At 54.8% G+C, this 26,413-nt stretch carries 22 protein-coding genes and 2 pseudogenes; 13 read left to right on the plus strand and 11 right to left on the minus strand.

The window, feature by feature from the left end:
- The first annotated feature begins 16 nt into the window (after positions 1–16).
- The gene (locus tag ATG98_RS02965; RefSeq protein WP_098422105.1) at positions 17–1,225 is read left to right on the plus strand and encodes an MFS transporter; all 1,209 of its coding nucleotides are present in this window, start codon (positions 17–19) and stop codon (positions 1,223–1,225) included.
- 234 nt (positions 1,226–1,459) lie between these two features.
- Positions 1,460–2,677, plus strand: a complete 1,218-nt coding sequence (locus ATG98_RS02970; protein WP_098422106.1) for a polyhydroxyalkanoate depolymerase — start codon at positions 1,460–1,462, stop codon at positions 2,675–2,677.
- A 171-nt stretch (positions 2,678–2,848) separates the two neighbouring features.
- Here the strand turns inward: ATG98_RS02970 and ATG98_RS02975 are convergent, their stop codons facing one another.
- Positions 2,849–3,907: a 2,3-butanediol dehydrogenase gene (locus tag ATG98_RS02975; protein WP_098422107.1), complete on the minus strand. Its 1,059-nt coding sequence runs from the start codon at positions 3,905–3,907 to the stop codon at positions 2,849–2,851.
- A gap of 33 nt (positions 3,908–3,940) precedes the next feature.
- Entirely contained in the window at positions 3,941–4,936 is a 996-nt protein-coding gene (locus ATG98_RS02980) for an NADP-dependent oxidoreductase (RefSeq protein WP_098422108.1), read from the minus strand.
- Between the two features lie 288 nt (positions 4,937–5,224).
- Here ATG98_RS02980 and ATG98_RS02985 point away from each other — a divergent pair, with 288 nt between their 5' ends.
- Entirely contained in the window at positions 5,225–7,246 is a 2,022-nt protein-coding gene (locus tag ATG98_RS02985) for an oleate hydratase (RefSeq protein WP_098422109.1), read from the plus strand.
- A 73-nt stretch (positions 7,247–7,319) separates the two neighbouring features.
- On the opposite strand, the gene ATG98_RS02990 is transcribed toward ATG98_RS02985, so the two are convergent.
- From ATG98_RS02990 to mtgA, 4 genes are all read right to left on the minus strand, one after another.
- Positions 7,320–9,206, minus strand: a complete 1,887-nt coding sequence (locus ATG98_RS02990; RefSeq protein WP_098419440.1) for a monovalent cation:proton antiporter-2 (CPA2) family protein — start codon at positions 9,204–9,206, stop codon at positions 7,320–7,322.
- A 166-nt stretch (positions 9,207–9,372) separates the two neighbouring features.
- Entirely contained in the window at positions 9,373–10,050 is a 678-nt protein-coding gene (locus tag ATG98_RS02995; protein WP_228706005.1) for a fasciclin domain-containing protein, read from the minus strand.
- A gap of 55 nt (positions 10,051–10,105) precedes the next feature.
- Positions 10,106–10,561, minus strand: a complete 456-nt coding sequence (locus ATG98_RS03000) for a DUF4112 domain-containing protein (protein ID WP_098422110.1) — start codon at positions 10,559–10,561, stop codon at positions 10,106–10,108.
- Between the two features lie 89 nt (positions 10,562–10,650).
- Positions 10,651–11,352, minus strand: a complete 702-nt coding sequence (mtgA, locus tag ATG98_RS03005; protein ID WP_179888256.1) for a monofunctional biosynthetic peptidoglycan transglycosylase — start codon at positions 11,350–11,352, stop codon at positions 10,651–10,653.
- A gap of 64 nt (positions 11,353–11,416) precedes the next feature.
- Between mtgA and ATG98_RS03010 the strand changes: the two genes are divergently transcribed.
- Positions 11,417–12,064: a DsbA family oxidoreductase gene (locus ATG98_RS03010; protein WP_098422111.1), complete on the plus strand. Its 648-nt coding sequence runs from the start codon at positions 11,417–11,419 to the stop codon at positions 12,062–12,064.
- 63 nt (positions 12,065–12,127) lie between these two features.
- On the opposite strand, the gene putA is transcribed toward ATG98_RS03010, so the two are convergent.
- Positions 12,128–15,757 (minus strand): bifunctional proline dehydrogenase/L-glutamate gamma-semialdehyde dehydrogenase PutA, encoded by a 3,630-nt coding sequence (gene putA, locus ATG98_RS03015; protein WP_098419444.1) that lies wholly within the window; start codon positions 15,755–15,757, stop codon positions 12,128–12,130.
- 371 nt (positions 15,758–16,128) lie between these two features.
- On the opposite strand from putA, the gene ATG98_RS03025 reads away from it, so the two are divergent.
- The 8 genes from ATG98_RS03025 to mnhG all read left to right on the plus strand — a co-directional run bounded on the left by ATG98_RS03025 (position 16,129) and on the right by mnhG (position 22,562).
- Positions 16,129–16,584: an Lrp/AsnC family transcriptional regulator gene (locus tag ATG98_RS03025; protein WP_179888028.1), complete on the plus strand. Its 456-nt coding sequence runs from the start codon at positions 16,129–16,131 to the stop codon at positions 16,582–16,584.
- A gap of 183 nt (positions 16,585–16,767) precedes the next feature.
- Positions 16,768–19,074 carry a putative monovalent cation/H+ antiporter subunit A gene (locus ATG98_RS03030; protein ID WP_098419446.1) on the plus strand — a complete coding sequence of 769 codons (2,307 nt, stop codon included), beginning with the start codon at positions 16,768–16,770 and terminating at the stop codon, positions 19,072–19,074.
- A complete protein-coding gene (locus ATG98_RS03035) occupies positions 19,071–19,496 on the plus strand; it encodes a Na+/H+ antiporter subunit B (protein WP_098419447.1) in 426 nt (141 codons plus the stop codon). The genes ATG98_RS03030 and ATG98_RS03035 overlap by 4 nt, the downstream gene beginning before the upstream one ends.
- Before the next feature lie 52 nt (positions 19,497–19,548).
- Positions 19,549–19,896 carry a Na+/H+ antiporter subunit C gene (locus ATG98_RS03040; protein ID WP_007350771.1) on the plus strand — a complete coding sequence of 116 codons (348 nt, stop codon included), beginning with the start codon at positions 19,549–19,551 and terminating at the stop codon, positions 19,894–19,896.
- Positions 19,893–21,404: a Na+/H+ antiporter subunit D gene (locus ATG98_RS03045; RefSeq protein ID WP_098419449.1), complete on the plus strand. Its 1,512-nt coding sequence runs from the start codon at positions 19,893–19,895 to the stop codon at positions 21,402–21,404. Before ATG98_RS03040 ends, ATG98_RS03045 begins: the two co-directional genes overlap by 4 nt.
- Positions 21,401–21,874: a Na+/H+ antiporter subunit E gene (locus tag ATG98_RS03050; protein ID WP_098419450.1), complete on the plus strand. Its 474-nt coding sequence runs from the start codon at positions 21,401–21,403 to the stop codon at positions 21,872–21,874. The genes ATG98_RS03045 and ATG98_RS03050 overlap by 4 nt, the downstream gene beginning before the upstream one ends.
- 11 nt (positions 21,875–21,885) lie before the next feature.
- Positions 21,886–22,152, plus strand: coding sequence for a monovalent cation/H+ antiporter complex subunit F (locus tag ATG98_RS03055; RefSeq protein ID WP_007350768.1), 267 nt, complete (start codon positions 21,886–21,888; stop codon positions 22,150–22,152).
- Positions 22,149–22,562 carry a monovalent cation/H(+) antiporter subunit G gene (gene mnhG, locus ATG98_RS03060; protein ID WP_098419451.1) on the plus strand — a complete coding sequence of 138 codons (414 nt, stop codon included), beginning with the start codon at positions 22,149–22,151 and terminating at the stop codon, positions 22,560–22,562. The genes ATG98_RS03055 and mnhG overlap by 4 nt, the downstream gene beginning before the upstream one ends.
- Positions 22,563–22,649: 87 nt before the next feature.
- On the opposite strand, the pseudogene ATG98_RS03065 reads toward mnhG, so the two are convergent.
- From ATG98_RS03065 to ATG98_RS03080, 4 genes and pseudogenes are all read right to left on the minus strand, one after another.
- Positions 22,650–23,358, minus strand: a pseudogene (locus ATG98_RS03065) (amino acid ABC transporter ATP-binding protein).
- Between the two features lie 147 nt (positions 23,359–23,505).
- A complete protein-coding gene (tnpC, locus tag ATG98_RS03070) occupies positions 23,506–25,218 on the minus strand; it encodes an IS66 family transposase (RefSeq protein ID WP_218925828.1) in 1,713 nt (570 codons plus the stop codon).
- The gene (gene tnpB / locus ATG98_RS03075) at positions 25,193–25,513 is read right to left on the minus strand and encodes an IS66 family insertion sequence element accessory protein TnpB (RefSeq protein ID WP_018405611.1); all 321 of its coding nucleotides are present in this window, start codon (positions 25,511–25,513) and stop codon (positions 25,193–25,195) included. Before tnpB ends, tnpC begins: the two co-directional genes overlap by 26 nt.
- A complete protein-coding gene (locus tag ATG98_RS03080; protein WP_098422113.1) occupies positions 25,510–25,962 on the minus strand; it encodes a hypothetical protein in 453 nt (150 codons plus the stop codon). The genes tnpB and ATG98_RS03080 overlap by 4 nt, the downstream gene beginning before the upstream one ends.
- Before the next feature lie 155 nt (positions 25,963–26,117).
- On the opposite strand from ATG98_RS03080, the pseudogene ATG98_RS03085 reads away from it, so the two are divergent.
- A pseudogene (locus ATG98_RS03085) lies at positions 26,118–26,336 on the plus strand (aldehyde dehydrogenase family protein); the annotation flags it as partial.
- Positions 26,337–26,413: the final 77 nt, after the last annotated feature.

Below are 26,413 nucleotides of genomic sequence, written 5' to 3' on the forward strand. Positions count from 1 at the left end.
CCTTCACCAAACCATTATGCAATCATCAACTACGCACACAGACCCTCACAGCTTATCAGCATTCCTGGTTTTTCTCGGCGCCGCCTTCGCATTCAGCGTGGTGATGATCGGCACCACCATGCCGACCCCGCTCTACCCCATCTATCGGGAAGCCTTCGGGTTTTCTCAGTTGATGATCACTATTATCTTTGCGGCGTACGCCTTCGGTGTCATTGCAGCACTGGTGATCACTGGCCGCTGGTCTGATCAGCTGGGCCGCCGGCCATTGCTGTTTGCCGGCATCGTCTGTTCGATCATCAGCGACCTGATATTCTGGCAGGCTGACGGTCTGGCAATGATTCTTGCGGGCCGTGTCCTGTCCGGGCTCTCGGCGGGTATTTTTACCGGCACCGCGACCGTGGCCGTGCTGGAGCTGGCGCCACCACACTGGCGTGAGCGGGCCACGTTTTTTGCCACCGCAGCGAACATGGGCGGACTGGGCCTTGGCCCTATGCTGGCGGGCGCGCTTTCGCATTACCTGCCCTCTCCACTGGAATTGACCTACCTGATACACATCGCGCTTGCTCTGTTGGCGCTCATCTGCATCTGGCGGGCTCCGGAAACCGTGAAAAGACCGACGCACCCAAAGCTGTCACTTCAGCGCCTGAATGTGCCCCAGGAAGTACGCGGTGTGTTTATACCCGCCGCCATCGCGGGCTTTGCTGGTTTTGCGGTTTGTGGCTTTTTCACCTCGATTGCACCGGCAATGATGGGCAATGTGCTGGGTTATGATAACCGTCTGCTGATCGGCGTTGTCGCGGGCAGTATCTTTATTGCCTCAACACTCGGCCAGTTCCTGCAGGATAAACTGCCGCTGCGCCTGCGTTTACCCATCGGATGCGCCACGCTTGTTGCTGGCGTGACGCCCGTAGCGCTCGGTATCCATTTCCAGTCGCTTACCCTGTTCATGGCCGGTGCAGTCATCGCTGGCACGGGCCAGGGAATCGCTTTTCGCGCCGGCCTGGGCGCTATAAACGCAGCTTGTCCGCCAGCGGAGCGCGCCGCAGTAACCTCAACCTTCTTTATTGTTGCCTACATTGCCATCTCGGTGCCAGTGATTGGCATCGGCTTGATGGCCAGCCTGCTCAGCCTTAAAGCGACCGGTATTATCTTCTCCGTCTTCGTTGGCTCTCTGGCGGCTGTGGCATTGCTGATTCTTTTATGGCGTGATCACCGAACAAACTGATAGGTACAAAGGGTGCGACCACAAAACGCGTAGTGAGCACAAAATTTGCTCAGAACGCACTCGAAAAAATATGTTAGGTTATTAGTACCTATTCCCCAAGAATCACCGGGGCATAGGCGCTGTCCTACAGGTACTTGTACCGGGACCGCGCCTCGAAAATAACCATCAGGTGATGCAAGAGCCAAGGAACCTGCTCGACAGTGTCGCAACCCAGAACTCAAGCAGGACAATGACATGATGTACTTTGCCCACGAGATAGGCCGCGCCGCGCTCAAGCCCATGCGCATGCTCACCAGCGCCCACAGCACCCTACTCCAACACCGCCTGAGCCCCTTATCCCGCATTCCCGGGTCACGCAGCATTGCCTCGGCTTACGATGTGTTTGGGGATCTTACTCACCGTTACCCGAAACCGGCTTTCAATCTGTCCACTACCCTCTGTGACGGCCAGCAAGTCGACGTCCATGAAGCCATTTTATGCCGCAAGCCGTTTGCGCAGCTCAAACACTTTAAACGTGACGTAGCGCGGCCCGATGACCCCAAACTGCTGATCGTAGCGCCGCTGTCCGGCCACTTTGCCTCGCTCCTGCGCGGCACCGTGGAGGCCATGTTGCCAGACCATGACGTGTACATTACCGACTGGCGCGATGCCTGCAAGGTTCCGCTGTCAAAAGGTGATTTTGGTCTTGATGATTACATCGACTACGTTATTGACTTCATCGACCACCTTGGGCCAGACATCCACGTACTGGCAGTCTGCCAGCCAGTGGTGCCAGTGCTTGCTGCCACCGCCATCATGGCAGAGGATGGCCACCCCGCCGCACCTCGCTCGCTGACGTTGATGAGCGGCCCCATAGACGGACGCATCAACCCTACAGCGCCTTGTAAAGTAGCCACTGAACACAACCTGGCGTGGTTCAAACGCAATCTGGTCCATCCGGTACCCGCGCCCTACCCCGGAGCCATGCGTAAGGTTTACCCTGGATTCCTGCAGTTGACCGGATTTGTAAACATGAATTTCGACCGCCACGTTGATGCCTATCGCGGGCTGTTCAGATCCATTCGCGACAACGAGACCGAGAAGGTCAGCCGCCACCGCGAGTTCTATAACGAGTACCTGGCGGTAATGGATTTGCCAGCCACTTATTATCTCGACACCATTGAGCGCGTTTTTCAGGAGTTTCATCTAGCTCGGGGCTGTTTCAAGCACCGCGGGCGCCTAGTGAATCCGGCTGCCATTCGCAACACGGCCTTGATGACTATCGAAGGTGAGAAAGACGACATTTCGAGCCCCGGACAAACCCGGGCCGCGCAAGATCTGTGCATCAATGTACCAGACTCCCGCCGACTGCATCACCTGCAACCGGATGTTGGCCATTACGGTGTGTTCAACGGCAGTAAATGGCGTGAATCCATTGCGCCGCGGTTACGGGAATTTATCCGCGCGGCCTGAACGGCTGGCGTGTTCAGCGCCCCTGTTATGCAGGAAAAGGGCCTGTGAGCCCTTAAAAAACAGCTAAGTTATAGCCCTGATTTTTACTAGCTATAATTTAGCTTTACCCAACTTCTTCTGCAATTTTTATACAATCTACATTGTTTTTAATTTCTTATATAACGACGTCTGTTATGTATGAACAATTATCTTCACGGCTGATTCATTATTATGAATCAGCCTTTCGAAACCTTCAGCCACCAAATCTTCAAGTTTGATTCGCTGGGTAATGAAGGGCTCCAGGTTCACTTTACCTTCCTCTACCAGCTTAATGGTGTCTGCATGGTTGTTTGCGTAAGCAATGGTTCCACGCACGTCCAGTTCTTTCATAACAACGCTGTGTACATTCACCGTCGCCGGGTGGTTCCAAATCGATACGATGACAACGGTTCCGCTCGGTTTTGTCGCCTCGACCAGGGTATCCAGTACTTCGTTGATGCTGGTGCACTCAAACGCAACATCCACACCCCGCCCTTCAGTTATCTTCATAACCTCTTCGATAACGTTGACTTCAGAGGGGTCCAGAACATGGTCCGCAACGCCGGTTTCTTTCGCTTTCTCTTTACGTTTCGCACTCAGCTCCGTAAGGATAACGGTTATCCCCTTTGCCTTTAATACTGAAGACAACAACAAACCAATAGGGCCACCACCGCCTACCAGCGCAACGTCACCGGCTTTGGCACCGCTGCGAACAAACGCGTGATAACCAACTGTAAGAGGTTCAATCAAAGCGGCTTGATCGAGGGGAATAGCGTTAGAAATCGGATGCACCCAGCGACGTTTGACTGCGATTTTTTCGGATAAGCCGCCACCGTGGCCACCAAGGCCAATAAAGTTCATGTTTTTGGACAACTGGTAGCTTTCACCTGGGCCCGTGTCCACATCATCCGCAATAATATAAGGCTCAACCACAACGTGCTGACCGATTTCAATATCGTCTACACCGTCACCCACTTCGTAAACCACGCCTGAAAATTCGTGCCCCATGGTGATCGGAGCAGATTCTCCTGAGACCGGGTGGGGGTGACCGCAGGGCGGAATAAAAATGGGCCCCTCCATAAACTCATGCAAATCGGTACCACAGATGCCGCACCAAGCTACATCTATGCCTACAGTGCCGGGTTCTACTGTCGGTTCGGGGATATCTTCTATGCGAATATCACCTTTGTCATAAAAACGAGCAGCTTTCATCTGAATCTCCTTGCCTTTAATTAAAAAGAACCGCTAGATCTTCACCATCAACTTACCTTTGTTACCGCCGCTCAGGAACAGATTCAGGCCGTCCATCGCCGACTCTAGCCCTTCCAGAACGTGAGTACGATATTTAATATCGCCATTCTGAACGTAGGGGGCCAGCTTGGCTTGCAGCTCCTGCGCCTTGTGCATGTGGTCGGGCATAGTGAAGCCCTGAATGGTTAGGCGCTTTTTGATAACACGCATCCAGCTTGGGCCAGGGCGAGGGGTTTCGGCGGTGTAATCGGCAATCATCCCGCATACCACAACACGGCCGTGCGCATTCATGCGATCGAACACGTAATGCTGAATCGGGCCACCGGTGTTTTCAAAATACACATCAATGCCATTGGGTACCAGTTCGTCCAGTTTCGCACCCAGGTCGTCGGTCTTATAATTCACGGCACCGTCGAAACCCAGCTCGTTAATAATCCAGTCCGCCTTCTCTTGGCCGCCAACAACACCAATAACTCGCAGGCCTTCAGCTTTGGCCAACTGGCCGACAATCGAGCCGACCGAGCCCGCCGCTCCAGACACCACCAGCGTTTCACCCGACTTGGGATGACCACAGCCGAACAGCCCCTGAGTGGCAGTCAGCCCCGGCAATGCAAAAACCGCCAGCGCCATTTCCAGTGGTATTTTTTTATCCACCTTGTTGATACCTTTACCGTCTGTCAGAGCCATTTCCTGCCAGCCGAACATTCCCATCACCTGATCGCCCACGGCAAAATCAGCGTGCCTGGAGGCAACCACCTCACCAACGCCAGATGAACGCATCACCGTTCCCAGCTCTACGGGTGGGATATAGCTATCGGTGTCGCCGGTCATCCAACCCATCATGGCCGGGTCCATAGACATGTAAGCCTGCTTGACCAGAAATTCGCCGTCGCCAGGTTCCGGTACGGTTTTTTCCACCACCTCAAACAGCTCCGGTCCGGGCTTTCCCTTGAGGTGCTTCACCAGATTGATCGCTTTATAGGTACTCATAAATAAGTCTCTCCTGTGATGATTAAGGGATCGCTATTGGCTATTGACGGTTAAACTCTAACGCAGCCAGCGTCGAAACTGCATTGCCATAAAGACACAAACAAACGATTCAAGAGAGGTGACGGGAAAACCCTGTGGAAGAAATTAATCTGCCCCGATTTTTTGAATCAGAACTATCCTTAAACCTTATCGGCTTTCTTGATCTAGATACCGAGTCAACCCTTGCTCCGCGATGCACAGGTGGTTGGCGATCCGCGCTTACTCCGCTGCCCCAGGAAGGAGAACACCATGCCCCGTCGGAAATCAGCCCGTTTCGATACTTCTAGTCTGAAAACCCACATTGACGCCATGGCGGAGCAAACGGTGGACATATCTCCGGACGCCTCGTCCCGGCATTTGCACAATGGAGTGGATACCCCATTGCCACCTGCGGATCTGCATGGGAGCTATGTCAATCACCGCCCGCTGCCCACCGAAGGCGTTGACCAGCGCCATGCCTACATTGTGGGTAGTGGGATCGGCGGCCTGTCCGCAGCCTTCTTCCTGATCCGCGACGGTCACATGCCGGCAGAAAACATCACCATTCTGGAGTCCCAAGAGGTCGAGGGAGGCGCACTGGACGGCGCGGGCAATGCCGAGGAAGGCTACATCGTCCGCGGTGGCCGCGAAATGGAAGCGACCTACCAGAACTTCTGGGACGTTTTCTCGGAAATACCGGCACTCGAGCTGCCAGCACCCTTTACCGTGCTCGACGAATACCGGATCGTTAACGACGCCGACAAAAACTGGTCAAAAGTCCGACTTCTGGAAAAACAGGGCCAGATTCAGGACTCCTCAATCATGGGCCTCAGCCGCCTGCAGCAGCTTGAGCTGGTTCGGCTTTTCCTCGCACGCAAGGAAGACCTGGACAACATCACGGTTGAGGAATGGTTCAGTGAAGGCTTCCTGAACACCAATTTCTACACCTTCTGGCGCACCATGTTCGCCTTCCAGAACTGGCATTCCGTGCTGGAAATGAAGCTGTATATGCACCGCTTTCTGCACCTGCTGGACGGTTTGAATGACATGACCGCTCTCGTTTTCCCCAAGTACAACCAGTACGACAGTTTTGTACGGCCGTTGATGAGCTGGCTTAGGGATCAGGGCGTTAACGTTCAGTACGACACGATTGTGAGCAACCTGGAAATAGGTATCCGAGGCGAATCCAAAACCACCACTGCAATCCAGTGCCGCAACACTGATGGCGAAAAGACCATCAAGGTGCGCCCGCGTGACCTAGTATTCGTGACCATCGGCTCCATCGTCGAAGACACCGCCTACGGAACAGATGGCACTGTGCCCAAACTGCAGGTGAACCAGCCGGATCCGCTGACCGGCTCAAGCTGGCAGCTTTGGAAAAAGCTCGCCGAAAAATCCCCCGACTTCGGGCGACCCGAGAAATTCTGTGCCGACGTACCGAGTTCAACCTGGGAATCGGCAACACTGACGTGCAAACCCTCCCCGCTGACCGAGAAGATCACGGAACTGGCGGTCAACGACCCCTATTCCGGAAAAACCGTAACCGGCGGCGTCGTGACCTTCACTGACTCCGCATGGCTGATGAGCATGACCGTCAACCGCCAGCCACACTTTCTGGACCAGCCCTCCGACGTGATCGTGCCTTGGGTGTATGGGCTGCTCATGGACAAGCCCGGCGATTATGTGAAAAAACCTATGCCGGAATGCACCGGAGAGGAAATCCTGACCGAACTGTGCTACCACCTCGGGCTGATCGATCAGGTCGGCGACGTCATTGCCGCGACCATAGTACGTTCCGCGCTGATGCCCTACATCACCGCTCAATTCATGCCCCGTGCGCAAGGAGACCGCCCCTGGGCGGTGCCGACAGGCTCTACCAACCTCGCCTGCCTCGGCCAGTTCGTTGAAACCCATAACGACGTGGTGTTTACCCTGGAAAGTTCCGTGCGCACGGCCCGCATCGGTGTCTACAGCCTGCTGGGCGTCAAGAAGCAGGTGCCCGACATTTACCCGGGCCAGTACGACATCCGCCGCCTGCTACGGGCAACACGCACACTGAACAATGACGAGGCATTTCTCGGCGGGGGCTTGCTGCGCCGGTTTCTGGAGGGGACTTATCTCGAACATATCCTGCCCCTTGGCCCCGACGAAACACCCAATGACCTGAAAGGTACCGGTCTGTTCGAGCAACAACTGACCAATTTGCGTGAGCTAGTCGAGGGCAAACATTCAGTGGCGACCGCTAAGGGGTGGCTCCAGGAAACGATCAAGAAAATTCGCAAACGTCACTGAACGAGCAAGCCAATGTGCTTCTGTCTGGTTCATGTGGAAGTGCGCTTTAGCCCATAGCCTTTAAAGCCGGCCTTTAATCCATTCCAGGGGGTTTCCAGACCGGAACATCCTCAGGCTTCGGTGCTTCCCAATCACCCTGCATGGATGTGCTCAAGGCTTCTTCGAGCTTCATGAACAGCTCACCATAGCGGGGGCTGAAGTTAATGCCTTCCTCGATTTCTTTCCAGGCTTCGAATAGCTGTGCATCTTGGGCCCGCTCATTTTCGACGAAGGCCCAGGTCATCTGTTTTGCTCGCATTGGGTGCACGCCCATCGCCGTAAGCGCATGGCCACCCAGCTCCAGAGCAGAGCGATAGGTTTCGCTCATCACATCATCAGCACCCGCCTTCAGAAGCTGATATCCGTGGCCACGGTCGAAGGCGCGCGCCAGCACCCATACATCGGGGAAAAACTTTTTTACATGTTTCACCATCGCCACAGCGCGATCCCGATCATCAATCGCCACAACTAAAAGGCGAGCCTGTTCAATACCCGCCTTTTCCAGCACGTCAGGGCGACTAGCATCTCCGAAGAAGCTCTTGATGTTGATTCGTCGAACATTTTCAATTTGCTCGAGTTCATGATCGAGCACCACCATGGGAATGCTGTTAGCCCGCAGCAAACGGCAGACAATCTGCCCAAACCGCCCCACGCCAGCCACGATAACCGGGGCTTGCTCATCAATGGTGTCCGCATCCCGATCATCGTTTTGCGAGCGTTGGTAACGGGGCAGCACAATGCGGTCGTAAGCGATAAACAACAGAGGTGTGAGGAACATAGACAGCGCAACAACCAGAGAAAGAATCTGGGAGATTTCCGGCGGAATTACATCGCTTTGCACGCTGTAGGTGAGCAACACAAAACCAAACTCGCCAGCCTGTGCCAGCCCCAGAGTAAACAGCCAGCCGTTGCTGCTGTGAATTCCGAACATCTTCGCAAGCGCAAATAGAATAAGCGCCTTGACCACAATAACCGCCGCGCCCAAAGAAACAATGGTGCCCCACTCGGCCACCAATACCTCGAAGTTGATTCCGGCACCCACAGTGATAAAAAACAGGCCCAGTAACAGGCCTTTGAAAGGCTCGATGTTGGCTTCCAGCTCATGGCGGAACTCGCTGTTGGCTAAAACCACACCTGCCAGGAAGGCCCCCAAGGCAGGCGAGAGGTTTACGACACTCATGAGCGCGGCAATGCCAATAACCAACATCAGCGCCGTGGCGGTGAACACTTCTCGCAGCCCGGACTGCACCACGTAACGAAACAACGGACGGCTCAGGTAATAGCCGCCAACAATGACGGCAGCGACCGCGCCTACAACAACAAGGGCATGAGCCCAGCCCGGCAGGCCGGCCACCAGGCTCAGGCCCGCGTCTTCGTTGGACCCAGAGGCTGAGTCGCCCTTCAAGCCCGGCAACGCTAACAGCGGAATCAGGGCTAACATGGGAATAACAGCGATGTCCTGGAACAGCAACACGGAAAATGTATTGCGGCCGCCTTCCGTCTTTGACAGCCCTTTCTCGTCGAGGGTTTGCAGCACGATGGCCGTAGACGAGAGCGCGAAAATAAGGCCCACCGCCAGGGCCGTCTGCCACTGAAGCCCAAGCCACCAGGCGCCAGTCATCCCGGCCGCCGCCGTCAACGTAACCTGAAGGCCGCCGAGCCCCAACAGGCGAACCCTCTTGACCCAAAGCGCTTTCGGATCGATTTCCATACCGATCAGAAACAACATCATAACAACACCGAATTCCGCAAAATGCTGGATGGTGTTGGTTTCCTGCCCTACCAGCCCCATAACCGGCCCGATCACCACGCCGGCAACCAGGTAGCCAAGTACGGAACCCAGGCCAAAGCGTTTTGCCAAAGGCACTGCGATCACAGCAGCCAAAAGGTAAATAAAAGCTTGAATGAAATAGGTCGTCATGGACTGGTTACCATCGTGCTAACAAACATCTGATGCAATCATCCTTCTGCAAAGTGATTCGTCACGATGCCTGACTGTGGGTTAAGAAAAAACCAATATTATTGCTAACCAAAAAAACGGCCGCGAAGGCCGTCTTTTTTCTATTCAATCTCTTTCAGTTCTGTCTCTACGGCATCAGCACCGTATCAATCACGTGCACTACGCCATTGGACTGCATCAGATCTGCCGCCACCACTGTGGCCATATTTCCTTTTGAGTCCTCGATCATCAACGAATCGCCCTCGAGACTGAACGTAAGCTCATCGCCCTGGACCGTGGCTACTGAGGCCGATCCACCACCATCCTGAACCATCTTAATCGCTGCCGCCGCCGGCGCTTTGGTGGCCAATACGTGATAGGTCAGAATCGATTGGAGTTGTTCTTTATTTTCTGGTTTCAACAATGTTTCAACGGTGCCTGCGGGCAGTTTCGCAAACGCTTCGTTGGTGGGTGCAAATACTGTGAAAGGGCCTTCTCCGGAAAGCGTTTCTACCAGACCGGCGGCTTTAACCGCAGCAACCAAAGTACTCAAGCTCTCTGTCTCTACCGCTTTCTCAACAATATTCATCGAATCCATTTTACCCATCTTATGATTTTCAGCAAAAGCTGGCAAGGCAACCACTGCAGCGCCCAACATCAGCGAAGAAATTACAAGCGACTTTACGATTCCTGTTTTTTTCACGTCATCATCCTCTGGTTTAATTCGGGTAATTACACCTATGTTTACGGACACCCGACGGTGGCGGATTCTGACGATCAGCTTAAATTGATTAACTTTTATACAGAACAGCTTTGCAGGCTTCATTACTTACCGGCGCAACCGAAAATAGAACCAGCTCGCCATCGCCCCTGCCAGCTTGTCAAAAAACCAGCTTCAGGCCGGCGACAATAATCCCAAACAGAATGGACAACCCCACCAAAATCTTCCAGGGAAACGGTGGCGCAGGCGGCTCTACAGCGAGTTGCTCTTCCAGATAACGTCTCAGCAACCGTGTATTACGAGTATTGGCCTTGTAGATGGCATCAAAGGCATCTCCCACCACGGGTAACAGGCCACCTATAAAATCGATACCCATATTCCGCAGCATGCGCAGCTTTACATCCTTGCTGGCCCCGGCCCGTTGCGCTTCGATCAACACGTAACCGGACAACGCCAGACCCGCGATGTCTCCCACCACCGGCACCAGGCCGATAACGGCTTCAGCCCCAATCTTGAAGCGGGTGAAGGGGATGCCGATGCTGCTGTCGGTGAAGCGGCTAAACCTGTCCAGCCGTTCAAGGATCGCCCGTTGCCGGGCTTCGGTGGGCTTTGCCATTGCATCTCCAGATACCAGGTAAAAAAACGGATGTAAAACAGGTTAGCAGAAAACAGATCTGCCCCACATTTCACAGGCACGGGACGTATTTATTCTTCAAGGCCGCGCAAGTATCGCAGACCGGACAACTGGTCCATTTGGCCCCGAATCCACGTAACCCGACCCCATACATAATCTGAAGGCTGGGCGGCGCTGAGCACTTTCGGATTCGGAAGAACCGCCGCAAGCCTGGCCGCCTGGTTTTGCGACAGCTGGCTGGCTGAAATACCAAAATACCGCCTGCTGGCCGCTTCTACTCCGTAAACTCCACGGCCAAATTCGGCAATGTTCAGGTAAACCTCAAGAATTCTGCGCTTCGGCCAAAGTGCATCAATTGCAATGGCCAAACCGGCCTCCAAAGCCTTGCGAACAAAGCTGCGACCATTCCAGAGGAACAGGTTTTTAGCGGTTTGTTGGGTAATGGTGCTGGCGCCACGCAAGCCTTGCCCCTTTTTATGCTCTGAAACGGCTTTGCGGATAGCCGCAAAATCAACACCATGATGCTCAGGGAATCGTTGATCTTCGCTGGCGACCACGGCCAGCGGCATCCAGGGAGAGATATCCGATAGCGCCACCCAGTCATGTTGCAGCTCAGGGTTTGAATCAGTTACCAGATAAGCCAGGATAAACGCAGAGGTTGGCGGGTTCACAAACCGGAACAGCAGTATCATCATCAGCACCAAGAGCACACACCCGGCAAGGAACCAGGTAGAGCGGCGCAATGATGTTCGAATCAATGATTGTAGGGCCACAGTTTTGTCGTCACGCAGTTTTTGGGTCAGAATCGAATCTGAACAGAAACCGGAGGAACTTTCCATGAAACATGTAACTATTGATATTGTGTCGGACATTGCCTGCCCTTGGTGTGCGATTGGCTATGCACGGCTGGAAAAGGCCATGGAAGAGCTGAAAAACGAAATGGATTTTGCCATCGAATGGCACGCATTCGAGCTCAACCCGGACCCATCCGGCGACGGCGAACCCATACTCCCGGCACTGAGCCGCAAGTATGGGCGCAGCGAGGACGAAATGAGGGCAAATCAGGCCCAGATGATAGACGTCGCCCACAGCCTCGGCCTGAATTTCGAAAAACTGCAGGAACGCTATACCCGCAATACGTTTGACGCTCATAGATTGGTGAAGTGGGCTGGACAGCACAACAAGCAGACGGCGATGAAACAAGCATTTTTCGAAGCCTATTTCGGCCGCGCCGAAAATATCGCCCAGGCGGACATTCTGGTTCAATGCGTGGAGAAGATTGGCCTGAACAGTTCTGAAGCCCGAGAGGTTCTTACCTCAAACCGGTATGCCGATGATGTAAGACAAGACGAAGCTAAATACCAGCAAGCCGGGGTTTCGGCCGTGCCTGCCTATATCGTTGATGGCAAATATATGATTTCTGGGGCCCAGGAACCGGAAACGCTGGTCAAAGCCTTGCGGGAGATTGCAGCGGAACCGGTCTAGGTCTTCTCATTACCGGGCGTGGGGGCCCTTCCATGGGTTCCCTGCGCCTTGTTACGAGACCGCTTATTCAGACGCAGCAATCAGGCTGGCATTACCGCCAGCAGCCGTTGTGTCAACACACAGATGGCGCTCGATCACGTACCGCTGATCAAGTTTATGCTCCGTAATCAGCGGCAGCAGCGCACCATCGCGCTTTCTCAGCGCCTGCCGATACGGTTTTAGCACAGCGTGCTCGCCACAGCTGACCGCTGCTTCGAAGCCCTTGACGGTTTCAAGAGCATCCGGCTCCAGCTGGCCTTCCACACCAACCACTGGCAAACCAGCCTTGGCAGCACGATCTACGGTGTCACTGACACCCGGCGCAACCACCACTACCTTGTTGCCCTGAGCCAGTGCCATGATCATCTGCTCGATCGCTGTGTCTTTATCCGGACCCAGACACAGCACCGTGCCACGGGCGTGATTGGTCAGAATGTTGCTTTCACCGGTTGGCCCCGGCATTACCTCTTCGTGGGCGTCAAGTGGCTCCGGAACACTGTCGAAGACCGACTGCATGGCCTCAACCCGCGCTTTTGGCACTTGGGTGTTCATTCTGCCAAGCTTGCCGATCAGGCTCTCCAGCGCTCTTGCATCCACATTCTTGCCACCCGATTCTGCCGGCCGCTGAACCGTCTCGCCTTTCATAAACCGACGCACATACTGCGGGCCACCGGCTTTCGGACCAGTCCCTGACAAACCTTCGCCACCGAACGGCTGAGAACCCACGACCGCACCGATCTGATTCCGGTTGACGTAGATGTTACCCACCTTGATGCGACGGGAGATACGGTCAACTCGGCTATCTACCCGGCTATGAACACCAAAGGTCAGGCCGTAGCCCTTTGCGTTAATGTCATCCACTACCTTGTCGATATCTTTCGCATCAAAAGTAGCCACATGCAGAACCGGGCCGAAGATTTCTTCTTCCAGATCCCCAATGCCGTTCACCTTGATCACCGCAGGAGACACAAAGTTGCCTTTGTGCGGCACTGACAGTTTCTTCAGAAGCTGGTCCTTGTTCTCGAACTTCTTGCAGTGATCGATGATTTTCTTCGCGGATGGTTCGTCAATGACCGGGCCTACATCTGTAGACAACAGCCACGGATCACCAATGCCCAGCTCTTCCATGGCGCCGTACAGCATTTTCAGCAGACTATCGGCAATGTCCTTCTGCACATACAACATCCGCAGCGCAGAGCAACGCTGGCCCGCACTCTGGAAGGAAGAAGCCAGCACATCACGAACTACCTGTTCCGGCAGTGCGGTGGAATCTACAATCATGGCGTTCAGGCCGCCGGTCTCTGCCACCAAGACGGCATCCGGTGCCATGTTTTCGGCCATGGCCTTGTCGATAACCTTGGCGGTATTGGTAGAACCGGTAAAACAGACGCCGGCTATACGGGAATCCGAAGTCAGGCCCGCACCCACGGTGGCACCGGTGCCCGGCACCAGTTGGATCGCATCCTTGGGAATGCCTGCCTGATGCATCAGCTCTACTGCTCGAACGGCTAGCAGCGACGTTTGCTCGGCTGGCTTGGCCAGAACGACGTTACCCGCCACCAGGTTAGCCAGAATCTGACCGGTGAAGATAGCCAGCGGAAAATTCCAGGGTGAGATACACACCACCGGGCCTATGGCTTCACCGCTGTTTTCATAGCGAACGCCTTCGTTGGCATAATAGTGGGCAAAGTCCACCGCTTCACGAATTTCAGCGACTGAGTCCGACAGCGATTTACCCGCCTCGCGGGTGGCCAGTGCAAACAGCTCGAGGGTGTTCTCTTCATAAAGATCCGCGACTTTGCGCAGGCAGGCGGCACGTTCTTCTACTGGCGTGGCAGACCATGACTTAAAACCTTTCTGCGCGGCAGAAATTGCGGTTTCGATATCGGCCTCGTTGGCCTGGGTAACATGACCCACCAAATCTTCCGGGTTGGCCGGGTTGCGAACTACCTGTGCTTCGGTGCCCGATACCTTACCCGAAATCAGCGGCCCGCCTTTCCAATGGTGCTCTTTGTAAGCATCGCGGCCCTTATCAATGGCTTCGATGGTGACCGAATCAGTCAGGTCCCAGCCTTTGGAGTTGCGGCGATTCTCACCAAAAAGCTTGGTTGGACGCACAATCGCCTTGCTGGAAATGTCGTCACCCATTTCCTTAACCAGATCGATCGGGTCTTTTGCGATCATTTCAGGCGGAATATCTTCATCCACAATTTGGTTTACGAAGGAGCTGTTGGCACCGTTTTCCAGCAGGCGACGCACCAGATACGCCAGCAGTTCGTGATGGGGGCCTACCGGCGCATAGATCCGGCAGGGTACGCCGCTGTCGCCCATAACTTGGCCGTGCAGAGATTCACCCATACCGTGCAGGCGCTGAAACTCGTAGTTGGCTTCACCACGAACTCTGGCCAGCTCAAGAATTGCCGACACGGAGTGCGCGTTGTGGGTGGCGAACTGAGGGTAAATGCGATCCGTCATGTTCAGCAATTTGGTAGAGCAAGACAAGAACGACACATCACTACAGGCCTTGCGGGTAAACACAGGGAATCCGTCCAGGCCCATGACTTGGGCACGCTTGATTTCAGCGTCCCAGTAGGCACCTTTAACCAGCCGCACCATGATGCGGCGATCGTATTTTTTAGCGATCCCGTACAACCAGTCCAGCATGAAAGGCGCACGCTTACCGTAAGCCTGCACACAGACGCCGAAGCCATTCCAGCCTGCAAGTTCGGGATCACTCAGAAGAGCCTCGATGACGTCCATTGACAGTTCCAGCCGGTCCTGCTCTTCCGCGTCAATATTGAAGCCCATGTTAGCGGCGGCCGCTTTTTTGACCAGTCGCATAGCCCTAGGCACAAGCTCCTTCATGACCCGCTCTTTGTTGCCGTACTCATACCGTGCAAGCAGCGCAGAGAGCTTGACAGAAATGCCCGGATTTTTGCGAACGTCACCACTGCAATGTTTGGCAATACTGTCTATGCCGTCAGAGTAGGCGTTGTAGTAACGCTGGGCGTCATGATCCGTGCGGGCCGCTTCTCCCAGCATGTCATAAGAGTAGGTGTAGCCCTTTTTCATGTAGCCTTCACTGGCTTTCTGGGCTTCCTTGATATCGCGCCCCAGAACGAATTGCCGCCCCATCTCCTTCATGGCTTGGCTTGCCACCGTGCGAATCACCGGCTCGCCCAAACGTTTCAGAAGCTTACGCAGGGTTTCGCCTACGCTCTTGCGCTCTGAATCTTTGAGCAGGTTGCTGGTGATCAACAAGGCGATGGTCGCCGTGTTGATCAAAGAAGAGGAAGCCTTGCCCCGATGGTCGCCCCAGCACCCGGACGTGATCTTGTCTTCGATCAGGTCGTTGACAGTTGTAGCGTCCGGCACACGCAGCATGGCCTCAGCCAGGCACATGAGAGCAACGCCTTCTTTCGTAGTTAGCCCGTACTCGGCCAGGAATTTTTCCATGATGGTGGGCTTGGCGTTCTTCCGAACGCCACGAACCAGGTCGGCCGCTCTGGCAGAGATAGCCTTGCTCTCGGACGGGGATAATTGAGCGCCAGCAATCATCTCGTGAACGACGACATGCTCGTATGCAAGATAATAATCGCGGATCGCCTGTCGGCTGTCGACAACTGCGGGAGTCTCTGATTGCTGCGGTCTCATGGTTGTACCCTCTTCTTCATTGTTTGTATTGCTCACCGTTGCGGCATTCTACCGAGAACAGCAAAAAAGTTTTCACTGTAAAAAAGGAATTTACAGACCAATTTATCTTTTTTTGGAGGTAAAAAATGGCAAAAACTCTGAGACCGCGCTGCTAGATAGGCTAAACTCCCAGATCTGAACGCTTTAGTACCACTATTTCTTCTGAGAAAAGCACACTTCCAAACCTTCAGCGTAGCCTTAATGTCGGTACTTTGCAGAAATTAACGTGCGCGAAATCAAAACCCAGATAACTCCATTCCGGGCATTATCCAGATTTTACGTACGAACTACGGAAAAGTTCAAACAGACCGGAGCACACCCAGCAGGAGATAATGATCGTGGAACTGGACCGGATTGACCACTCAATCATTCGCGAATTGCAGAAGAATGCCCGAGTCACCGTTACAGAGTTGGCGTCCCGGGTTGGACTGTCCAAGACGCCCTGCCAGGTTCGCATGCGGCGGCTGGAAGAACAGGGCTACATTACCGGGTACACAGCACTGGTCAATCACACCAAACTGCAACAAAGCCACATCGCGTTTGCGGAAGTAAAACTGAGCGACACCAACATCTACGCTCTAAACGCGTTCAACGAGGCTGTCATCCAGATCTCCGCCGTTGAACAGTGCCACATGATTGCCGGTAACTTCGATTATCTGCTCAAAGTCCGCACCCGCAACATGGCCGAATACCGGCAAGTTCTCGGTGAACAGATTTCAGCTCTGCCCCACGTTTTACAAACCAGTACCTTTGTGGTGATGGAGAACGTCAAAGACGTGGGAGTCTAGAGCGTAAACCTGAACAAAGCTGGTGATTAGAGCGCACGCCAGCGAGCTTTCTTGCCTTTATCCAAGTTGTCGGATAGTCTCCCAAGTGATTGAGAAAGAAGCGATAATTAACGTTTATGAGTTGGTTCCTTACCGGCAGTAACCTAATTATTTCGAAGGGTCTGACTGGAGCGCGATCAAACTATGCTATTGGCTGTATTATCAGGATTTTTACTCGCGATGGTCGTCCCGGCGCTGCACCGGGTGACCGGAAGGTACATCGGTTGGGCGCTTGCCCTGCTGCCAGCCAGCCTAACAATCTACTTCGTCAGTCTGATTCCAGCCGTCCAGGCGAATGGTTCGCTGGTCATCGAATATGCCTGGTTGCCTGGCCTGGATATCACGCTGAATTTCCTGGTAGACGGGCTTTCTCTGGTTTTTGCATTGCTGATCAGTGGTATCGGCACATTTATCCTTATTTATTCCGGTTCCTATCTTGCCGGACATAAATATCTGGCCCGGTTCTTCGTGCTGATGTTGTCTTTTATGGCGTCGATGTTTGGTCTTGTGCTTTCAGACAACCTGGTAACGCTCTTCGTGTTCTGGGAATTGACCAGCATTACTTCCTACCTGTTGATTGGCTTTAATCACGAAGACATGGCAGCCCGCAAGTCTGCCCTGCAGGGTCTTTTCGTAACGGTTGCCGGCGGCCTGGCACTGATGGCGGGGCTGATTCTGCTGGCGATCATGAGCGGTAGCTATTCGCTGTCTGAAATCTTGTCGTCGGATATGCCGTTGCACGAGCACGCACTCTACACCGCAGCGGTCATTTGTATCCTGGCAGGCACGTTTACCAAATCCGCCCAGGTGCCCTTCCATTTCTGGCTCCCCAACGCCATGGCCGCACCGACGCCGGTTTCCGCGTTTCTGCATTCCGCTACCATGGTAAAGGCTGGCATTTACTTGATGGCGCGACTGAACCCCTCTCTTGGCGAAGGTGAACTCTGGAGCCAGGCGCTCATGCTTTTCGGCGCCGCTACTATGCTGACCGGAGCCTATCTGGCGTTCAGTAGCACCGGTATCAAGAAGGTATTGGCCTATTCCACCATAATGGCACTGGGCACCCTGACCATGCTGATCGGCGTAGGCACGGAGCTGGCCCTGACCGCTTTTATCTGTTTTTTAGTAGCGCATTCTCTGTACAAGGGCGCCCTGTTCATGGTCGCCGGGGCACTGGATCACGAGACCGGCACAAAAGACATCACCGTTATGGGCGGGCTGCGAAAGGCCATGCCGATTACGGCGGCAATTGCCTGCCTCGCCGCTCTTTCCCAGGCAGGGCTACCACCGCTGTTTGGCTTTATCGCCAAAGAGCTGCTGTTTGAGTCTCTGCTTGAGTCGCCACTCTGGTCAGTCGGACTAACCATCACAACGGTCTTGGCAGCGATGCTGCTCGTGGCCGTGGCCGGGTTGGTTGCGATCAAACCGTTCTTTGGGAAAGTCGGCAACACACCCAGAATCCCCCATGAAGCGCCCTTTGGCATGCTGATTGGCCCGGCGGTGCTGGCGGTGACGGCCCTGGTGTTCGGGCTGCTGCCCTTTCTTCCCGAAGCGGCATTACTGCAAGCGGCGATTGGTAGCATCAATGGGTCCGCCGTCGAAACCAATTTGGCGCTTTGGCATGGCGTCAACAAGCCCCTGATGCTGTCAATCGTTAGTCTACTTCTGGGGTGGGGCCTGGTGGCCAGCTGGAATCGGCTCCGATCTCCTCTTGCTGCGATCAATACGTCAGCCGCACGATTTGGCCCGGAGGCTGGATATTTCAAGTTCATGGAAGGCATCACCATCATCGCCGCCTGGCAAACCCGGGTACTTCAGAACGGTGTTCTTGGGCTATACCTTCTTATTCTGGTTGCCGTAACCTTCGGTTTAACCGGCTACACGCTGCTGACCAAACACGGAATCAATCTGACGCTCGACCTTGCCGACAGTCACTTTTATGAGTGGGGCATTGCGCTGTTATTGGTAGCGGCCGCGACTTTCTCCAGCACGACCCATTCACGCCTTGGCTCTGTTGCATCCATGGGCGTGCTTGGCTTCGGTGTCGCACTCACGTTCATTTTGTTCAGCGCGCCGGATCTGGGCATCACCCAGCTGCTGGTAGAGACGTTAACAGTGATCCTGCTGGTGCTGGTGCTGTTCAAACTGCCTGAATTTGGCAACCTGTCGTCCCCGTTTGAGCGTTATCGCGATCTTGCGGTTGCGATTTTCGCTGGCATAGTTATGACCCTGGTGATTCTTGCGGCGCTGGACGTGCAGTACTTCGAGAGCATTTCGAGTTATTACATCGAAAACAGCGCAACGCTTGCCTACGGCCGCAACATCGTAAACGTCATTCTGGTGGACTTCCGGGCGCTGGACACTCTGGGCGAAATCTTTGTTTTGTCTCTTGCTGCTCTGGGTGTGCTTTCAATGATTAAACTGAAGGCGGAGGATCAGCACAAACCATGAAAACAAACACGCTGATTCTGCACACAGCGGCACTATTCATTATGCCGCTGCAGTTGATGTTCTCGTTATTTCTGTTGCTCCGGGGCCATGACGAACCCGGCGGCGGTTTTATCGGCGGGCTTGTAGCCGCAAGCGCGTTCGTGCTTTATGCCTTCGCATTCGGTTCGACAGCCACACGGCGCATTCTTCGGGTCGATCCCAGGGATTTACTGTCAGCGGGCCTGCTATTCGCCCTTGCATCAACGCTTCCCGCTTTTTTGGCCGGCCAACCCATGTTAACGGCCCATTGGTGGGAACTGCCTTTGCCCGGCGATACCTATCTCAAGCTGTCGACCGTGCTAATTTTCGATATCGGCGTCTACGCGGCCGTGCTCGGAACCATCATGACGTTTGTGATCAACCTGATGGAGTCGGAGGAATGATTCAGGATTATCGTAACCACTCGCCCCCGTTGAACACACAAGGAGCGCCAGTATGGAAAGCTTGATGGCTTATGTCGTCGGCATCCTGTTCGCTGCAGCGATTTACATGATGCTGCGCCGCTCCATCGTCAAACTGGTTATCGGTCTGATCTTGTTAAGCAACGCTGCCAACCTCCTTATTTTTGTGGTCTCAGGCATGACCCGCGGAGCGCCGCCGCTGCTTCCGGAAGGGACCAATGCACCATTGGGTGCCATAGCTGACCCGCTACCCCAAGCGTTAATCCTCACAGCGATTGTTATTGCCTTTGGTGTTCTGGCATTTGCAGTGGTTCTGATACGCCGCGCCTATGAAGTCGTGGGAACCGATGACCTCGACCAGATGAAGGATACGGACACTTGAACCTGGAACTTGCCCTACCGATTCTGATACCGCTGACTGCCGGCGCAGTGTCGATAGCGCTGTGGCGGTCAATTCGCTATCAGCGCATCATTGCCGTGTTAGCGACCGCTTTGCTTCTTGCAGCCAGCGTATGGTTGCTGCGCTCCACCATAGACCAGGGGTTTCTGGTTATGGAAATGGGAAGCTGGCCGGCACCTTTCAGCATTGTGTTTGTCTCCGATTTGCTCAGCGCCATCATGATCGTGCTGACCGGCATCATAGGGCTGGCCATCGCCATCTATTCGCTGGCTTCCACGCCCAAAGGTCACGAGAAGTTTGGCTATTACCCACTGATGCATCTGCTGCTGGCAGGCGTTGCCGGCTCTTTTCTGACTGGCGATATTTTTAATCTTTTTGTTTGGTTTGAGGTAATGCTGCTCGCCTCCTTCGCCCTGCTCACCCTGGGAGGCGAACGGGCACAAATGGAGGGCGCGATAAAATACGTCACTCTGAACCTGTTCTCCTCGGCCATTTTCCTGTCTGCAGTGGGTTTGCTTTACGGCACGGTCGGCACACTGAATATGGCCGACATTGCTCAGAAAGTAGCAACCATTGAAGACCCCGGTATGGTGACCGTCATATCGATGATGTTCATGGTGTCCTTCGGTATAAAGGCGGCGGCCTTCCCACTGTTTTTCTGGCTACCGGCCTCTTATCACACCCCCCAAGTGGCTGTTTCTGCACTGTTCGCCGGCCTGCTGACCAAGGTAGGTGTCTACGCCCTTTATCGCGTTTTCACGTTAATTTTCACTCAGGACATTGATTATACCCACACCATTCTTCTGTGGACTGCGGCGCTGACCATGCTGACCGGTGTGCTTGGGGCTGCCGCGCAGTTCGAGTTCCGCCGGATCCTGTCTTTCCACATTGTCAGCCAGATTGGCTACATGATTCTGGGCCTGGCGCTGTTCACGCCGCTGGCCATCATTGGCGGGGTGTTTTATATCATGCACCACATTATTGTTAAGACGAATCTGTTCCTGATCAGCGGTATCACCTATCGGTTACTCGGCAGTTACGACCTGAAAGACCTCGGTGGCGTTTACAAAGAACGTCCTCTTTTGGCGCTGCTTTTCCTTATCCCCGCCCTGTCACTGGCGGGCATTCCGCCGCTGTCCGGTTTCTTTGCAAAATTCGTGGTTATCCGCGCTGGTCTGGAAGCGGAGGCCTATGTTGTCACCGGTATTGCCTTGCTAGTGGGTTTGCTGACTCTCTATTCCATGATTAAAATCTGGGCGGAAGTGTTTTGGAAGAAAACACCGGAACACGTGACCGATTTGCGCCGTTTGCGGGGCGAGGTGAAAGACAAACACAACTGGGCCTACTTCGTGCCGGTGATCGGCCTTGCGGCCTGCACCGTGTTTATCGGCCTTAATGGTCAGCCGATCTATGAGCTGGCAGAAATGGCGGCACACCAGCTGTTGAATCCGCAGCTTTATATCGAAGCGGTTCTGGGGGCACAGCAATGATCGGTTTTTTCTGGAACATCATGCTGGCGCTGGCATGGGTAGCTCTGAGCGGCAGCTTCAGCGGCATGAACTTCGTGGCAGGCTTCTTCTTCGGTTACCTGGCGCTCATGGTCTTGCAAAGACAGGTGCCGGTACTTAAAGGTTATTCCAGGCGCATTCCGAGGGTCGTCACGTTTTTGGTATTCTTTATAAAGGAATTGGTAAAAGCGAATTACCGCGTCGCCTACGACGTTGCCACACCGGTCTGGTATATGAAGCCCGGCGTTATTGCGTTTCGCCTCGAGGCCTGCACCGATGTCGAGATTATGTTCCTGAGCAGCGTGATTTCACTGACACCCGGTACCCTGAGCCTGGACGTGTCCGACGACAAAAAGGTGCTTTATATACACGCCATGTTTCTACAGGATGAAACAGAGTTGCGGCAAGACCTCAGGGAACTTGAGCACAGAATCCTGAAGATCTTGCGCTGAGGAGCCAAAACGTGATCCCGTTTGTCATCAATATTGTTTATTTTCTGCTTTCCCTGGCGCTCTTGCTTGCGTTCATTCGCCTGACGCGGGGCCCGTCTCTTCCGGACAGAGTGGTGGCTTTGGAACTGATTGCATCGATCGTGGTGGGCTTTGTGGGAGTTCATGCGATTGACACCGGTATTTCAAGCCTGCTGGACGTCGCGATTGTTATCGCCCTGACTGCGTTTCTTGCTGCCATCGGCTTTGCGCGGTTTCTGGAACGGGGGACGCAAGAATGACGGATATCATCGTATCCATACTGCTACTGGCCGGCGCCGGCTTCATGTTGCTGGCGGCCGTTGGCATCGTTCGTTTACCGGATTTGCCCACACGCATGCATGCATCCACCAAGGCGGGGGCCATGGGAGCCATGTTCACCATGGCTGGAGTGGCGTTTTTCTTTGCCGACGGCGTCGTATTGGCACGGGCATTCGCCATCGTCGTGTTCATCCTGATTACCTCGCCGATTGCAGCTCATGTTATCGGGCGTGCCGGTTACTTTATTGGGACACCACTCTGGAGCGGCACAGTAAAAGACGAACTTCGGGACAACTATGACCCGCAAACCCACTCACTTAGGAGCGGTTTTGAGGGTAGCCCTGAAAGCGTGACTCCACCTCCCGAGCCGAAACCGGACAAGAACTCTTAAGCGCACCACCACTCCTTTAACAGGAAAACAAAAAAAGGGGTCGAGTTTTCACTCGACCCCTTACAGATTCAAATCAGCATTATCGTATCAGCGTACTTTTGACAGGAATTTCTGAGTTAACGGGTTTTGCGGATCGGTAATAACCTGTCTGGCCTCGCCAAGCTCGGCAATAACGCCTTCATGAAAGTAAGCCACGCGATCAGACACATCACGCGCGAAACTCATTTCATGTGTTACGCAGATCATGGTCATTCCCTCATCCGCCAAAAGCCGCAACGTATCCAGAACCTCGCATCAAGGGCGGATGTAACCTCATCAAAGAGCATGTAATCGGGCTTCATGGCAAGGGCGCGGGCAATCGCCAGGCGCTGCTGTTGGCCGCCAGACATTTTTGTAGGGTAAACGTCAAACTTGTCACCCAGACCCACATGCACGAGTTCCTTTTTGGCGACTTCAATCGCTTCTGCCTTGCTCATTTTTTTGACAATTCTCGGTGCCAAGGCCGCGTTTTCCAGCACGGTCATGTGCGGAAAAGAGTTCCATTGCTGAAACACCATGCCCAATTTTTGGCGCAGCTTATCTTTGTTGGTCTCTTTGCTATGAACATCAACCTCATCTACAAAGATTTTACCTTTGTGAATACCCTCGATGGCATTGATACAATACAAAAAAGTCGACTTACCGCTACCGGAACCCCGATAATGCTGAGAACTTCGCCTTTTTGGACATCCAGGCTAACGCCTTTCAGAACTTCAAGATCGCCAAAGGATTTATGGACATTCTGGATACTAATCATATTGCCATTTTCCTCTCAACATACCGACCATATGACGATAAGGGGTATGAAATAATAAAGTAAAAGATACCAACACCGATCGTGACCTTACGGCAGCATAGCGCAACTTCGCGCTACGCTTGTGCTAGACCTGTCTGGAGGGCGTGCTCAGGCGGCCTTGACGTCTTGACTGCTATGGCTTTGATAGGTCCACGGCAACCAGCTCTGCGGGCTTTGCCTGGCTTCGCTGGCATGACGCTGGACGCTGCGCAGATAGGTCAGCGGATTGATCCCGGCTGCGGCACAGGTTGCAATCACTGAGGTGATCACATCGGCGATGGCCGCACCGGCGGCGCTCTTGAAGAACATGGCGTTCTTGCGATTGCGGATCGGCAGCTTGAGACCACGCTCCATGCGATTGTTGTCGAGCGGTGCCCCCTCCTGGCGGCAGAACGCGCTGAGTCCGTTGAAGTGCTTGTTGAAGTAGTTGACCGCCTGGCCAAAGCTGCTGTTGGCTTCAGCCGCGTTCGCAGCCAGCCGGTCTGCACCATAGCGGCGGATGTCTTCCATCACCGGAAGTGAGTGCTTGCGGTGATGGGCCAGCCGCTGCGCGGCCGTCATCTGCTGCTCAGTCGCTTCAGTGTCGTGTTGCCAGATCAGCTGGTAACGCGTCAGTACCGCCTCCGCCTCTTCAGGAAAGTGCACCACCAGATCCGCAAAGTTGCGCCGGCCGTGTGCATTGCACAGGGCGATGCGCAGCGGGGTGCGGCTGACATGGTTGGATGAGAGCGCATCACTCATCACCAGCGGCGGCGGGCTGCCGTCACTGCGCAGGCGCAGGACATCGTCCAGTAATTCACCGGCATGGCTGAGCGATGTCTGGTACAGCACCAGGGGCGGACCGTCACCTTGCTCGGCAATCATACCGGAGGTATGAATGCCGGAGCGTAGTCGCTCACGGCCGTCATGGCGACTGCGTTTCATGACCGGCTTCTGATCCAGTATCCGGTTCCCGGTATCGTCGATATGATACAGCCAGGCGTCGGCGGCCAGCTTGAGCAGGGTGTCATGCACCGGCTTGAGATCATTGGCCAGATGCTCGCACTGATCGAAGATCGTCGAGGCTGTCATTGGCACGCCCAGGAGCTGATTCAGGGTGCCCTGACGGTAAAACGGGTGGCCGGCGAAGTACTTGTTCATGGCCATCAGGGCTCTGGCGCCGTAGCCGTACTTCTGGCCTCGCCCGCCGTCCTGCAGAACAGAGTCTGGCAGTGTGGCCGTGATGAAGACACCGCAGGCGTTGCAGCGCAGGCGCTCGGCCACGTGCTGCACGGCATTGAACGGTGGCTGACTCTCAATGCGGACGAAGCTGGCCGGATCGTACTTGTAGAGCTTGCCGGTCTCGCATTCAGGGCAGTCGTCGCCCTTGCTGACGTCTTCGAGCGCATGATGTTCGACCGTCGGTGGCACCGCCTCGACAGCCGGTGGTTCGGCCGAGATGGCCGGACTGCGTGATGAGGCTTTGCGTGATCCGCTCTTCCCAGTGGCGGTGCCCAGCAGACTGCTGAGCTTTTCTGAAGCATCGACCAGGCCTGCCAGCTTCCGCAGCTTGTGCAGGCCGACTCTCTTGGACTTGATGCCAGCCTGCAGCTTCGCCAGCGTCATCAGCGCATCGAGCAGCAGCCTGACATCTTCGGGTGGTAGGGCCAGATCATGATCCAGCGCATGCTGCACGCGCGTGGTCAGCGCTTCTACCTGCGCTTCGGTCAGTGTTGTGGCACTGGCAGTCATGATCTGTTCCTGTTGTGAGTCTGTTTGAAGGTGTTGGCATAGCCTACTGAGTTTTCGAACGTTTTCAAGATAATTTCTCGACAGGGCCACGCAGCCACTGCCGCAGCTGCGCCGCCTCCAGCACGGTCAGCGCACTGCCTGCGGCCGGCCAGCGGGTAAAGCGGCCTTGCGAGAGGCGTTTGGTCATGAGCCAGAACCCGCTGCCGTCATAGCAGAGCACGCGGACCATGGTGCGGCTTTTGTTGGTGAAGACGAAGCGGGTATCACCGCGGGGGTCTTGTCTGAGCTGATCACGGCACAGGGCCACGAAGCCATCGATGCCGCGACGAAAGTCAGCCGGCTGCGCTGCCAGCAGGATGCGGCTCGAGCTGGTCAGCAGGATCATGCGCCCGCCGTGGCGCAGAGCGCCAGTACCAGCGCACTCACCTGAGCAGGACTGCAGGCCCCTTCGATGGTCAGCCGTTGCCCTGATGAGGTCGAGAGGGTGAAGGTTGGCAGGGCGGCATCGGCGACAGTCTGTTCAAGTGGCACGAAAGTTGGCGCTGCGGCGCCAGTGGAAGTCGATGGGTGTGAAGTACCACGCCGACGTGTCGTGGCCTGCGCCTGCAGTTTCGGTGACCAGGCACTCAGCATGGTGTAGCTGACGCCGAGCGCCTTGCTGACACAGACCCGCGAGGATGCCAGTGCCAGCGCGACGGCCCTGTCGCGCAGTGACTGAGGCACGGCCGCACGCTGGTGTGGTCGTTGCGCACGCCAGCGCGTGAAGTCTGCGGCCAGCGAATCGAGCCGCCTCTGGAGCTGAACGGTATCGTTGACGGGGGTTAGTGGAATCATGACTGCCTCCTGATAGGGTTGAGGCATTCATTGAATCAGAAGCTCAGCAGGAAGTTGCGCTATGCTGCCGTAAGCTCACAATAGAGTCGGCACCATCGGTCACCATCGGCCCCCTGATCAACGCCAAAGCAGTGGCCAAAGTAAAGGGACTGGTGGCCGAGGCCGTGAAAACCGCCAACGACACCCCATTCGGTTTGGCCGCCTACTTTTACGCCCGGGACATCGGCCGTATCTGGCGGGTCGCCGAAGCGCTGGAATACGGAATGGTGGGCATCAACGAAGGGATAATTCCCACCGAGGTAGCTCCCTTTGGTGACGTCAAAGAGTCCGGCATTGGGCGCGAGGGCTCCAAGTACGGCATCGACGACTATTGATTAAAGTCGCTCAACAGCCTTTGGTAAAGAACGGAGAATACGAAACATAAACCCGCTTTACCGGTATTACTGCAACC

Origin of the sequence: Marinobacter sp. LV10R520-4, assembly GCF_002563815.1 — a bacterium.
Classification (GTDB): domain Bacteria; phylum Pseudomonadota; class Gammaproteobacteria; order Pseudomonadales; family Oleiphilaceae; genus Marinobacter.